At 66.8% G+C, this 12977-nt stretch carries 10 protein-coding genes and 4 pseudogenes; 8 read left to right on the top strand and 6 right to left on the bottom strand.

The features are described 5' to 3' along the window. Window positions 1-386 precede the first annotated feature (386 nt). The 4 genes from CV103_RS13820 (at window position 387) to CV103_RS13835 (ending at window position 5720) form a co-directional block, all read left to right on the top strand. Window positions 387-806 carry a GlcG/HbpS family heme-binding protein gene (locus CV103_RS13820; protein WP_107395261.1) on the top strand — a complete coding sequence of 140 codons (420 nt, stop codon included), beginning with the start codon at window positions 387-389 and terminating at the stop codon, window positions 804-806. A gap of 5 nt (window positions 807-811) precedes the next feature. Then, window positions 812-1852 (top strand): L-glyceraldehyde 3-phosphate reductase, encoded by a 1041-nt coding sequence (gene mgrA, locus CV103_RS13825; RefSeq protein WP_107395262.1) that lies wholly within the window; start codon window positions 812-814, stop codon window positions 1850-1852. Window positions 1853-2051: 199 nt separating this feature from the next. Beyond that, complete coding sequence (locus tag CV103_RS13830; RefSeq protein ID WP_245896834.1) at window positions 2052-3095, top strand: LacI family DNA-binding transcriptional regulator; 1044 nt, start codon at window positions 2052-2054, stop codon at window positions 3093-3095. Window positions 3096-3215: 120 nt separating this feature from the next. Further along, window positions 3216-5720, top strand: coding sequence for a glycoside hydrolase family 3 protein (locus CV103_RS13835; RefSeq protein ID WP_245896836.1), 2505 nt, complete (start codon window positions 3216-3218; stop codon window positions 5718-5720). A gap of 108 nt (window positions 5721-5828) precedes the next feature. Here the strand turns inward: CV103_RS13835 and CV103_RS13840 are convergent, their stop codons facing one another. Both CV103_RS13840 and CV103_RS13845 read right to left on the bottom strand, forming a co-directional pair. Then, window positions 5829-7007, bottom strand: a complete 1179-nt coding sequence (locus CV103_RS13840; protein ID WP_107395264.1) for an MFS transporter — start codon at window positions 7005-7007, stop codon at window positions 5829-5831. Window positions 7008-7022: 15 nt separating this feature from the next. Next, window positions 7023-8057, bottom strand: a complete 1035-nt coding sequence (locus CV103_RS13845) for an aldo/keto reductase (RefSeq protein ID WP_107395265.1) — start codon at window positions 8055-8057, stop codon at window positions 7023-7025. Between the two features lie 88 nt (window positions 8058-8145). On the opposite strand from CV103_RS13845, the pseudogene CV103_RS23245 reads away from it, so the two are divergent. Next, window positions 8146-8346, top strand: a pseudogene (locus CV103_RS23245) (helix-turn-helix domain-containing protein); the annotation flags it as partial. A 21-nt stretch (window positions 8347-8367) separates the two neighbouring features. Then, window positions 8368-9450: pseudogene (locus CV103_RS13850) on the top strand (type IV secretory system conjugative DNA transfer family protein); the annotation flags it as partial. A 211-nt stretch (window positions 9451-9661) separates the two neighbouring features. Here the strand turns inward: CV103_RS13850 and CV103_RS23250 are convergent. The 3 genes and pseudogenes from CV103_RS23250 to CV103_RS13865 all read right to left on the bottom strand — a co-directional run. Then, window positions 9662-9880: pseudogene (locus CV103_RS23250) on the bottom strand (LysR family transcriptional regulator); the annotation flags it as partial. A 244-nt stretch (window positions 9881-10124) separates the two neighbouring features. After that, a complete protein-coding gene (locus tag CV103_RS23085; protein ID WP_342749169.1) occupies window positions 10125-10469 on the bottom strand; it encodes a type IV toxin-antitoxin system AbiEi family antitoxin domain-containing protein in 345 nt (114 codons plus the stop codon). Window positions 10470-10492: 23 nt separating this feature from the next. Next, window positions 10493-11161, bottom strand: a complete 669-nt coding sequence (locus CV103_RS13865) for an O-methyltransferase (RefSeq protein WP_107395267.1) — start codon at window positions 11159-11161, stop codon at window positions 10493-10495. On the opposite strand from CV103_RS13865, the gene CV103_RS13870 reads away from it, so the two are divergent. Next, window positions 11148-11936, top strand: coding sequence for a TetR/AcrR family transcriptional regulator (locus CV103_RS13870; RefSeq protein WP_281258492.1), 789 nt, complete (start codon window positions 11148-11150; stop codon window positions 11934-11936). The two genes, CV103_RS13865 and CV103_RS13870, sit on opposite strands and share 14 nt — an antisense overlap. A 76-nt stretch (window positions 11937-12012) precedes the next feature. Continuing rightward, window positions 12013-12411: a nuclear transport factor 2 family protein gene (locus CV103_RS13875; protein ID WP_070934789.1), complete on the top strand. Its 399-nt coding sequence runs from the start codon at window positions 12013-12015 to the stop codon at window positions 12409-12411. 27 nt (window positions 12412-12438) lie between these two features. Here the strand turns inward: CV103_RS13875 and CV103_RS13880 are convergent. Then, window positions 12439-12903: pseudogene (locus tag CV103_RS13880) on the bottom strand (LysR substrate-binding domain-containing protein); the annotation flags it as partial. Between the last annotated feature and the right edge of the window lie 74 nt (window positions 12904-12977).

A 12977-nucleotide genomic window follows, 5' to 3' on the forward strand; every position in this document is an offset into this window, starting at 1 on the left:
CCAGCGGCAACCGCGCTGGCGATGAACCCGAACCGTGGTTTAGAATAGCGCTTCAGAGATCGCGGTCCAGCGGCAACTGAAGATGGTCGCGGCCGCCGCGTCTGCCCAGAATAGCGCTTCAGAGATCGCGGTCCAGCGGCAACCCTTCGTGCGCCGTCAATGGCTGCGCGACGAGAATAGCGCTTCAGAGATCGCGGTCCAGCGGCAACAATCCGGCCTCGATGCCCAATCCGACCTTGAGAATAGTGCTTCAGGCATCGCGATCCGGCGACATCTCTTATCGGGCGCAGGAATCTATCTTCCCGCCAAGGGTGTCGCCGTTGCCGGATTGTCGGCCTGCCATGCTCGTGCTAGCGTCGTGAAAACGTTACCACTGAAAGGCTCGCATGCGTTCCGTTTGTATATTGGGAGAGGCCGAGGCATCCGTCGCCGTGGATGCTTGCCGGGATGAGTTGAGGCGGCGTGGCAAGGCGGCGGCGATCGCGGTCAGCGATGGGCATGGCGAGTTGATCGCGCTTTGGCGGATGGATGGTTGCCCGCTGCCGTCGATCGTGATCGCGCAGAACAAGGCCTACACCGCCGCCCGCGTCCGCCGGTCCAGCGGCGATATCGGCCGCAGCGCGCAGGCGGACGGGTCCGACGTTCATTATCATGGCGATGCGCGCTATGTCGGCTGGGATGGCGGCGCACCCCTTCTCCATGGCGGCGAATGCCTCGGCGCCGTCGCCGTCAGCGGCCTTTCGGGCGAGGAGGATCTCGAGATCGCCCGGATCGGCATCGACGCAATTCTCAACCTGCTGGATTGATCCCTATGGCTTTTCCCACGCCCTATGCCGCCGCCCCCGGCCGCTACGATATTATGCCCTATCGCCGCTGCGGGCGTTCGGGGCTGAAGCTGCCGGCCATTTCGCTCGGCCTCTGGCAGAATTTCGGCGGCGACGACGTGTTCGAGACCGGCCGGGCGGTCCTGCGCCATGCCTTCGATCACGGCATCACCCATTTCGATCTCGCCAATAATTACGGGCCGCCCTACGGATCGGCGGAGGAGAATTTCGGCCGGGTGATGGCGACGGACTTCCGCAGCCACCGCGACGAGCTGGTCATCTCCACCAAGGCCGGGTGGGACATGTGGCCGGGGCCTTATGGCGACGTGGGCGGATCGCGCAAATATCTGATCGCCTCGTGCGACCAAAGCCTGAAGCGCATGGGCCTGGATTATGTCGACATCTTCTATTCCCACCGCGTCGATCCCGATACGCCGCTGGAGGAGACGATGGGCGCGCTCGCCACGTTGCACCGGCAGGGCAAGGCGCTCTATGTCGGCATTTCCAGCTATTCGCCTGAACTGACGCGCCAGGCGGCCGCGATCCTGGCCGAGCATAAGGTGCCGCTGCTGATCCACCAGCCCAGCTATTCGATGCTGAACCGCTGGATCGAGCAGGAACTGCTCGCCACGCTGGCCGATCTCGGCATCGGCTGCATCGCCTTCTCGCCGCTGGCGCAGGGCCTGCTGACGACCAAATATCTGAACGGCGTGCCGGAAGATGCGCGCGCCGCCCGGCCCGGATCGTTCAGCCAGTCGCTGATCACGCCCGACAATATCGCGCGGATTCGCGCGTTGAACGAGATTGCCAAGCGGCGCGGGCAGACGCTGGCGCAGATGGCGATCGCCTGGGTGCTGCGCGATCCGCGCGTCACCTCCGCGCTGGTGGGCGCGCGCACGGTGGACCAGCTCGCCGATACGCTCCGTTCGCTCGACAATCTCGCCTTTACGGCGGAGGAACTGGCCGAGATCGATACCCATGCCCAGGAAGGCGGGATCGACCTCTGGAAGATTTCCTCCACGCTCTGAACGGATGGTCCGTCCGCGCCGGCGCCTTGCCGCGCGGACGCGTTGCGGGCTAGAGCATGATCCGATCTGGCTGAATCGGACCATGCTCTAATTATCTTTTGTTTTCTGTATTTTCCGAGTCGTCAGATGGTGTCATCTGACTGGAAAATGCTCTGGCGGGGGAAGGGCCGGCCTGCCGTCATCATTGCCGGATCGAGGAGTGATCGCTTTGCCCAAACCCACGATCGTCGAGGTCGCCAGGCTGGCGGGTGTCTCCAACTCCACCGTTTCGCGCTGCATCAACAACCCGGAAAAGGTGGACCGCAAGACGCTCGCCCGCGTCCGCAAGGTGATCGAGGAGACCGGCTTCCGCCCCAATCTGCTGGCCCAGAGCTTCCGGCGCGGGCGCACCGACATCGTGCTGGTGGTGATCCACAATATCGGCAGCAGCATCTTTTCCGACATCATCGACGGCATTCGCGGGGTGCTGGGTGATCGCTATTCGATCATCCTGATGGAATCCCGGTCGGAGGAGCAGGGGCATAGCCGCTTCATCGATCTGCTGGTGGCGCGCCAGGTGGTGGGCGTGATCCTGCTCTGCTCCTCGCCGCCCTTCAGCCGGAAGCTGGTGGAGCTGGACAATTTCCCCCGCCTGCCGGTGGTGATCGGGCTGGAGCCGATCAGCGAGGATCTCGCCAGCCTGCCGAGCGTCCATATCGACAATCATCAGGCCGCCTTCGATGCCACCCGCTATCTGCTGGACAGCGGCCATCGCGAGATCATGTTCGTTTCGGGCGAGCGGGGATCGCTGATCACCCAGGATCGCGAGCGCGGCTTCGTCGCGGCCATGGCGCAGGCGGGCATTGCCGACGGCGCGGCGCGCATCCTCCATGCCGAACTCAGCATCCAGGGCGGCATCGCGGCGGCGCACCGGCTGTTCGGCCGGGAAACGCGGCCGACCGCGCTGTTCTGCGCCAATGATGATATCGCGCTGGGCGTGATGAGCGTCGCGCCGCGCTTCGGCCTTGCGGTGCCGGCCGATCTTTCCATCATGGGTTTCGACGACACCATCTATGCGGCGATGGCCAATCCGCCGCTATCCACCGTGGCCCAGCCGACGCGCGACATTGGCGAGCGCGCCGCCCGCCGCCTGCTGCGCGCCATGGAAAGGCCGGACGAGACGCCTGCGGGAACGGACGAACTCGCCGAGATCCTGCCGCACCGGCTTGTCATCCGCCAGAGCACTGCGCCGCGGCTCGCCTGATCCTTTTGGCGGCGATGAAAACGTTGCCATAAATTTGTGGCGAGGGCGCCGGGCGGATGATAATCAGCGCCTGCATGAAAGGGGCCTGAGCCCCGCAACCGGATCGGCTGGAGGATGAGGATGAAGGCAGGCAGATGTGCGCGGATGGTGTCCCGGCTGGCGTTGGCCGCTTTCCTGTCCGCCGGCGCGGGCCTGTCCGCGCAGGGCACGCAGGCCCCGGCCGCACCTTCCGAACCCATGCCCGTCCACCCCGGAATCTGGCCGGCCGCGCGCTCGCCCATCGGCCTCGATCCCGCGATCGAGGCGCGGATCGGGGATATCATCCGGCAGATGACGCTGGAGGAGAAGGTCGGCCAGACGCTCCAGCCCGAAATCCGCTGGATCACGCCGGAGGAGGTGCGCGATTACCATATCGGCAGCATCGAGAATGGCGGCGGTTCCTTCCCCAGGGGCAACAAGCATGCCTCGGTCGGGGACTGGGTGGAGATGATCCAATCCTATTGGGAGGCCTCGGTCGATCCGCGCGCCAACCATGTCCGCATCCCCCTGATGTGGGCGTCGGATGCGGTGCACGGCCATAACAATGTGCTGGGCGCAACGCTCTTTCCCCACAATATCGGCCTCGGCGCCGCGCACGATCCCGATCTGATCCGCCGCATCGGCGCGGTGACGGCGGCGGAGGTGCGCTCGACCGGCATGGACTGGGCCTTCGCGCCGACCATCGCCGTGGCGCGGGACGATCGCTGGGGCCGCACCTATGAAAGCTATTCGGAAGATCCGCGCATCGTCTCCCGCTATGCCGCCGCCATCGTCGAGGGGCTGGAAGGCAGCGGCAGGGCCTTTCTCGACCGGGATCACGTTCTCGCCACCGCCAAGCATTTCCTGGGTGACGGATCGACCGACAAGGGCCGGGACCAGGGCAATTCGCTGGTGTCGGAGGAGGAGCTGAGCCGGGTCGACGCGGCCGGCTACGTCACCGCCATCGGCGCCGGCGCGCAGACGGTGATGGCCTCCTACAGCAGCTGGCACGGCACCAAGATGCACGCCAACAAGGCGCTGCTCACCGATGTGCTGAAGACGCGGATGGGCTTTGACGGGCTGATCATCGGCGACTGGAACGGCCATTCGCAGATTCCGGGCTGCACGCTTTCCGACTGCGCGATCGCCTTCAATGCGGGCGTGGACGTGTTCAACGTGCCGACCGACTGGAAGGCGCTCTACCATAATATGATCCGCCAGGTCCGATCGGGCGAGATACCGATGGCCCGACTGGACGATGCGGTGCGCCGGGTGCTGCGCGTCAAGTTCCGCGCCGGCATCATGGACGGGGCGGCGCCCAGGGATCGACCCGGCACCCTCCGGCCGATCGGCACGGCGGAGCATCGCGCCGTCGCGCGTGAGGCGGTGCGCAAGTCGCTCGTGATGCTCAAGAATAACGGATCGCTGCTGCCGATCCGGCCGGGCGCCCGCATCCTCGTTGCGGGCGAGGGCGCGGATAATGTGGCGATGCAGACCGGCGGCTGGACGCTTTCCTGGCAGGGCAATGACAATGGACCGGCCGAATTTCCCGGCGCCACCTCCATCTACCAGGGTATCCGGCAGGCGGCGGAGGCGGCCGGCGGCACGGCGGAGCTTGCGCCGGACGGGGCCTTCGCCCGCAAGCCGGATGTGGCCATCGTCGTCTTCGGCGAGACGCCCTATGCCGAATATATGGGCGACCAGACCGACGTCGCGCTCCACCATGGCAACAATGAAAGCCTGGCGCTGCTGAAGCGGCTGAAGGCGGCGGGCATTCCCACGGTGGCGGTGCTGCTGTCCGGCCGGCCGCTCTACGTGAACCCGCAGATCAACCAGGCCGATGCCTTCGTCGCGGCTTTCCTGCCGGGATCGGAAGGCGCGGGCGTGGCGGACGTGCTGATCGCCGGGGCGGACGGCAAGCCGCGCCACGATTTCACCGGCCGGCTCAGCTTCTCCTGGCCGAAGCGGCCTGACCAGACGCCCCTCAATATCGGCGATGCCGATTATGATCCGCAATTCGCCTTCGGGTTCGGCCTTACTTATGCCGCGCCGGCCGAAACGCCGCGCCTGCCGGAGGTGGAGACCAGCATCCAATATGGCGATCGGGGCGTCTATTTCGCCAGGGGCGTCTTCTGGAACGGCTATGGCCTCACGTTGGGCGCGGCGGGCGCGCCGCCGGTCGCCTATGCCGGCAAGCCGGCGGGCGCGGGCGCCGTCACCGCCGGTCCCAGCCCGCGCGATCCGCAGGCCGTGCATCTCGGCTGGAACGGCAAGGGGGAAGGGTGGGTCGCCATCGCCGCCGCCGATCCCACCGATATCTCGCGCGAGGCGAACGGCTCGATGCTCGTCAGCCTGGACGTCAAGGTCGGCAAGGCGCCGTCCTCGGCCGTGCATCTGATGGTGGGCGATACGGCGCTGCCCATCGCCCGCCTGCTCCGCCCCGGCGCCAGCCATCTCGAAATCGCGCTGCCTTGCTTCAAGGGGCAGGATTTCAGCAAGGTCCAGCCGCTGCTTCGGCTGAAGACGGGCGGCACGCTCGACATGGACCTGATCGATGCCCGGCTGGTCGAAAACAAGACCGGCACGGTCTGCCCGGCGGAGGAGTGACGACGGGGTTCGATGAGCGTGACTCATCGAACCTTGATTAAGACCGCGGCGCCTGAGCCTTTCCAGGCGTGATGCGCCAGCATCTCGACGCCTTGGTATGGGGCGCGATCAGGCGGCTTCGTTGCAGAGCTGCTCGGCCGCCTGCCCGGCCGGGCGCCGGGCGAGCAACACCGCGCCCAGCCCCAGCGCCGATGTCGCGGCGCCGGCCAGCGCCACGGCGGGATAGCCCAGCCCGGCGGCGATCACCCCGCCGCCCAGCGCCGCGCCGATGGCATTGCCCAGGTTGAACGCGCCGATGTTCATCGACGATGCGAGGTTGGGCGCATCGGCGGCGGCGGCCATCACCCGCACCTGCAGCGGCGGCACCAGCGCGAAGCTCGCCACGCCCCACAGGAAGACGAGGATGGCGGTCGGTGCGGCATAGGGCATCAGCGCCGCGAACAGCACCAGCACGGCGGCGAGCGAGGCGAGCGTGACGATCAGCGTCATGTCCACCGAACGATCGGCAAAGCGCCCGCCCAGCCAGTTGCCCATCGTCAGGCCCAGGCCGTATGTCACCAGCATCGCCGTCACGAAGCCCAGCGAGGCGTGCGTCTGCTCGCGCAGGATCGGGGTGATGTAGGTGAAAACGGTGAACATGGCGCTCGCGCCCACCACGGTGAGGCCGAGGGCGGCCAGCACCGGCCCGCGCGTCAGCACCCGCAGCTCGGCCACGGCATCGCCGTCCTTCGGCACGGCCATGTCCGGCAGGGTGAGGCGCAGCGCCGCCATCGTCACCACGCCCAGCGCCGATATGCCCCAGAAGGCCGCGCGCCAGCCCATCTCCTCGCCCGCCCATGTCGCCAGCGGCACGCCCACGACATTGGCGATGGTCAGCCCCATGAACATCGCCGCCACCGCGCCTGCCTGCCGTTCGCGCGGCACGAGGCTGGCCGCCACGATCGATCCGACGCCGAAGAAGGCGCCGTGGTTCAACGATGTGATGATGCGGGCCGCCAGCAGCATCTCGTAGCTGGTCGATATCGCCGCCAGCAGGTTGCCCAGCGTGAAGATGGCGGCCAGCCCGATCAGCAGCGTCCGCCGCCGCATCCGCCCGGTGGTGAGCGTCATCAGCGGCGCGCCCAGCATCACGCCCAGCGCATAGGCGCTGATCAGCAGGCCGGCGGCGGGGATGGAAACGCCAAGGTCGTTGGCGATGACGGGCAGCAGCCCCATCGGCGCGAATTCGGTGACGCCGATGCCGAAGGCGCCGGCGGCCAGGGCGAGCAGGGGAGGGTTGATCTTCATGACGGGCTTTCCGGGTCAGACGAGCGGCGGGTTCAGGCGGGCGAAGCCCTCCTGCTGGCGATAGGGGGCATGCGGATAGGGCGGCATCACGTCGCTCGCGGCGTCCAGCCGGGCGACCTGCTCGGCCGTCAGCGACCAGCCGATGGCGCCCAGATTCTGGCGAAGCTGCTCCTCGTTGCGCGCGCCGATGATCACCGACGAAACCGTCGGCCGGCCGATCAGCCAGTTGAGTGCGATCTGCGGCACCGTTTTGCCGGTTTCCCCGGCGATGGCATCCAGCACGTCGACGACGCGATAGAGCAGCTCGTCCTCCACCGGCGGCGCGAAGGCGGCGGTTTCGTGGAGGCGGCTGCCGGCCGGGATCGGCGCGCTGCGGCGGATCTTCCCCGTCAGCCGCCCCCAGCCCAACGGGCTCCACACCAGCGCGCCCACGCCCTGATCGGCCGCCAGCGGCATCAGGTCCGCCTCATAGGCGCGGCCGATCAGCGAATAATAGACCTGGTGGGCGATGAAGCGCGGCCAGCCATGGCGGTCGGCCACGGCGAGCGCCTTCATCAGCTGCCAGCCGGGATAGTTGGATACGCCGACATGGCGCACCTTGCCGGCGCGGACCAGCATGTCGAGCGTGGCGAGCAGTTCCTCCACGGGCGTCGAGGCATCGAAGGCATGGAGCTGCAGCAGGTCGATATGGTCGGTGCCCAGCCGTTTCAGCGCGCCTTCCACGGCGCGGATCAGGCGCGATCGGGATACGCCCCAGTCGCCCGGCCCGTCGCCGGTCGGCAGGCCGGTCTTGGTGGAGATCAGCACTGCGTCGCGCCGGCCGCGGATCGCCTCGCCCAGCACTTCCTCCGAAGCGCCGTCGGAATAGACGTCGGCCGTGTCGAACAGGGTGACGCCGGCTTCCAGGCAGATGTCCACCAGCCGCCGCGCCTCGCGCGCGTCGCTATTGCCCCAGGCGCCGAACAGCGGGCCGGCCCCGCCGAAGGTGCCGGCGCCGAAGCTCAGCACGGGCACCCGGAGCCCCGACGCTCCCAATTGCCGATATTCCATCCGCGTCCCTTTCAACTGCTATAGGAGCGCATAGATGGATCGCCGCGGAGTCCGTCGGTAGGCCGGCTGGAGGCGAAGGATTTTTGAAATGGATGCAAAGATCGCCCCCGCCGCCGATCGCGCCCGCGCGCTGGAGATATTCACCGCCGTCGTCGCGGAAGGCAGCTTCTCCGCCGCCGGGCGGCAGCTCGGCCTCACGCCCTCGGCGGTCAGCCGCGCGATCGATCGGATCGAGGCGCGGCTGGGCGTGCGGCTGCTGTTGCGGAGCACGCGGGCGCTGGCGCTCACCGCCGAGGGGCAGGCCTATCTCGCGGCCGCGCGGCGCATCCTCACCGATCTCGACGATGCGGAGCAGGCGATCGCGGACCAGGGCGCGCCGCGCGGCCGGCTGCGGATCAGCGCCGCGCAGGCCCATGGCCGGCTCCGCATCGTGCCGTTGCTGGGCGAGTTCACCCGGCTCCATCCGCACATCCTCGTCGATATCAGCCTTAGCGACAGGCTGGTCGATATCGCCGGCGGCGAGGCCGATGTCGCGATCCGCCTCGTGCTCAACCAGATCGGCCGGCGCCTGACCGAGGACCTGCACGCCAAGGACCGGCGTCATCGCGTGCTGATGATGCTCGATGAATTCCCTGCACTCGGCAGGCTCGACTTCTTCGAGAGCGCGCTCGCCTTCATGGCGGGCTATGGCCTCAAATCGTTCCTGATCGCGCAGTCGTTGAACCAGATCGAGAAGGCCTATGGTCCGAACAACTCCATCCTCGACAATTGCCATGTCCGCGTGAGCTTCGCGACCAACGACGAGAGGACCGCGAAACGGGTGAGCGACGCGCTCGGCACAGCCACCGAGATGAAGGCGATGCGCAACTATGCCGGCCACCGGCTCAGCCCCTGGCTCGGCCACCTGATGGTGTCGCGCTCGGAAACAGCCCGGCCCCTGCTCACCCCTGGCGAAGTGATGCAGCTTCCACCGACCGATGAGATCGTCATGGCGGCCGGCGTGCATCCGATCCGGGCAAAGAAGGCGCGCTACTACGAGGATCGCCGCTTCACCGAGCGCGTCCTCCCATCGCCCGATCCGGCGAAATGCGGCCGGTCGACGCGCAAGGATGGCTGGTCCGACCTGAAGCCGCAGCGGCCCGACGCCGTGCTCCTCGCCGAGATCGTGAAGGCCGAGGACGCCGCCAATAGCGGCTTGCGGCGTGAGCCCGAGCTTCCCGATCACGTCGCCATCGCCAAGGAAACCACCGAGCAGAAACCGGCGGAGGAGTTCGCGATCGTTCTCGACGACGCACCGGAAGACGCGGCGCGCCAGCGCCAGATCCTGCGCCAGCAGATGCGCGGCGTCGCCCGGCAGGTCGCGCTCGATCCCAATGACGGCATCGATATGTGAGGCGGCCATATGTCCGGATCTCGACCTTGGGGAACCGCGATGCATATTCGATCAGGCTGGCGCGGAGGTTTCCCGCCGAAAGCGAGGTGTAGAATCCGACGGTGAGACGGCCGGCCTCGCCCCTACCCATTTCTTTGGCCGTCGCGGCCATGTGATCGACGGTTTCGACCAGGTGCCGTGACGTACGCAATATCTCGGCCCCCGCCGTGGTCAGTCGAACTCCCCCGCTGGTTCGCTCGAACAACACGACGCCCAGACGAATTTCCAATTGCGATATGCAGCGACTCAGGGTGGATTGCTTGACCCCGAGCGCCTCGGCCGCCCGCCGGAAGCTCCCATAGTGCGCGGCGGCGACGACATAGCGCAGGTGCCTCAACTCGATTTGCGCCCCCAGCGTCCGGAACTCCTCTGTGTTTCCGGTGACCTGCATCCGTGGCACTCCCGGAAATGCATGCCCCGGCCGAGCGGCAACCGCCTCAACCAATATGAGGAATTGCGCACTGGATCTTTCATGGTTCCAGGCGCAACCCACTCGGGTCGGCAGAACTGCTGACAGGACAGTAATGGGCCTATGTGACAATGCTATTGCGACGCGTTTGCATGTTCTCCATCCGAAACGGACGGGTTGTCAGCCGGAGCGCGAGACGGCTCCTGATGGAACTGCGCCGGTGCCGTTAGGCTGCTAGGCGGCCTGGAGAATACAGGCCGTAGCCAACCTTTGTGAGCAGGCCTTCTTCACACATGCGTGCCAGGTAGCAGCGAGGCACCCCGATGTCGGTTAGATCGCGCGTTCGAACCGTGCCTCGTTCAATTGCGAGGGCGACGGCCCTGTCCCTCAGAGAAGGCTTGGGGCCGCCGGCGAGGCGTAGCCTTTCCGCGCGATCCCGATCACGCTTGCGCATCTTCGGCGGTTCTGGCGTAGCTGGGAGTAGGGAAATCGAGAATTCGTAGTTCGCGTCTTCGTCGACCCCGGGGAGCCACTTCCGCTTTTGCGGAAGGGCTGCACCCTTTGCGGTCATCCGGCGCCTGACGCCCCTCTCTCTCAGCCCAGCCGAACCGACAGTTCGACATCCCCGCCGAAAGGCAGGGACATGTAGCCGTTCGCGATCGAGCGGACATGTTCCAGATATTCGGGGCTGAAATCCGCATTGTCCGCGATGACGATCGCGCCTGTGCGCAGACGGGGTTCGACCCGGCCGAGAATGTCGGGATAGAGGGCCTTGGCGCCATCCAGCAGGACCAGATCGATCGCCTCCGGCAAATCGACCGCGAGGGTCTGCAAGGCATCGCCTTCGCGGAATTCGACGAGATCGGCGAGGCCGCCGGCGGCCAGATTCGCTTTGGCGCGCGCGATCTTGGACGGTTCGAACTCGCTGGTGATCAGCCGGCCCTGGCCGCCATTATCGCGCAGCGCGGCGGCCAGATACAGGGTCGAAAGGCCGAACGACGTGCCGAACTCGACGATCGAGCGGGCATGGGTCGCGCGCGCCAGCATGTAGAGCAGCGTTCCCGTTTCCCGCGACACGGGAAGGGCGAACTCCTTGAGATCGCTGTAGAGCGCGGCATAGCCCGTCCTGCTCCGCAGCAGGCTGAGGCGTTCCTCATCGGACATGGCGGCGAAGGCGGGGCTGGCCATTGGCGATGCCGAATCCGCCTCGCGGAACAGGCGATCGAGCAGGGGCGCCACGGGGGCGCTCATGAGGGTGTTCATCGATTTTCTCCGATATCGAGCAGCGTTCATTTGCTCGATCGGAAGAATACGACTAATTCGTCGCATTCCCTATTCGCATTGGCCCAGCCTTATCGTGACCAACGCCCGAAACCCTGATGTTTCCTCGCGAAAACAGCCCAGGCAGGCACGATCGAACGATCTTGTCGCGGCGATTCTCGACGCCGCTGTTCAGGTTTTGACGAGCGAGGGAGCGCAGCGATTCACCACCGCCCGCGTGGCGGAGCGCGCGGGCGTGAGCGTCGGTTCGCTCTACCAATATTTCCCCAACAAGGCGGCCATCCTCTTCCGGCTCCAGAGCGACGAGTGGCGGCAGACGTCGGCGCTGCTGCGCGACATCCTCGAGGACGGGCGCGATCCGCCCGCCCTCCGGCTGCGCAGGCTCGTCCACGCCTTCGTCCGATCCGAGTGCGAGGAGGCGCAGATCCGGCAGGCGCTCGCCGATGCCGCCCCGCTCTATCGCGACGCGCCCGAGGCCAGGGAAGCGCGGGAGACGACCGCCCATATCTTCAAGGTGTTCCTGCAGGAGGCCCTGCCGGGCATATCGGCGGAGACGCGGACAGTGGCGGCCAGGCTGATAAAGACCACGCTCCGCGAAGTGGGCAGCGATTTCTCCGAGACCCCGCGCACGCCCGCGGAAATCCAGGTCTATGCCGATGCGCTTGCCGACATGTTCTGCGCCTATCTGGAGAAGCTGGCCGAGGCCGCCGGCCGCGCCGCCGATCCACCCTTGCCGGAGACGGGGCCAACCCGCTAGGACCAATCGACATTCAGATGATGGCAGGCCGTCAGGGCTGAATGTCGATTGGTCCCAACCCGATCCCCCTCCGATGATGACGAAGGCCGCCCCCCTGCCCGATCTTGCGATCCGCCTGCGCCGCACCGCCTTCAACCGGGCGCTGGCCGAAGCCGACCTGGCGGCGATCGGCCCGCTGCTCGCGCCCAACGCCATTCTCGTCACCGGCACGGACAGCGCGGTGATTTCCGGCCGCAAGGCGCAATTGCTGGCATGGAAGCGCGAATTCACGGCGCGGGAGCGGACGATCTACACCCGCACACCGGACACCATCCAGGCTTCGCCGGTGGAACCGATCGCGCTGGAACAGGGCCATTGGCAGGGCCTTGCCGCGGAAGGCGGGGCAGCGGTCGCTTCCGGCACCTATGCCGCCAAATGGCGCAGGATCGGCGCGGACTGGGTGATCGAGGCGGAAATCTACCTCACTCTCGCCTGAGGCGCCCTTCCCGGAGACGCCGGGCGATCACGCCAGCCGTTCGGCCAGGAAATCGACGAACACCCGCACCCGGGCCGGCATGTTCGGGCCGCCGGCGAACACGGCGTGGACCGCCTCCCTGTCGCCCGGATTATACTCCTCTAGCAACGGGACGAGCCGGCCGGCGGCGATATCATCCTCCACCCCGAAGAAGCCGACGCGCGTGATGCCGACGCCGTCGATCGCAAGCTGGCCCAGCGTCTCGCCATTGTTCGCCTCGATATTGCCGCTGACGGCGAGGGCATAATCGCGGCCGTCGCGCCGGAAGGGCCAGACCGGCTCCGCCCGGCGGAAATTGAAGCTGAGGCAATTATGGTCGTGGAGGTCCTTGGGAATATGCGGCGTACCGTGACGCGCGAGATAGGCCGGCGAGGCGACGATCACCCGGCCATTCTCCCCCAGCTTGCGCGCGGTGAGCGGGCTATCGGCCAGCGGGCCGAAGCGGATCGGGACCCATAAACAGGATTCCCTTGGCGTCGGGAATGTGATTCATATGTGGACGCCCCCTTGGCAAGGGCATTGTGTCG

This window comes from Edaphosphingomonas fennica (assembly GCF_003034225.1).
Taxonomy (GTDB): Bacteria; Pseudomonadota; Alphaproteobacteria; order Sphingomonadales; family Sphingomonadaceae; genus Sphingomonas_E; species Sphingomonas_E fennica.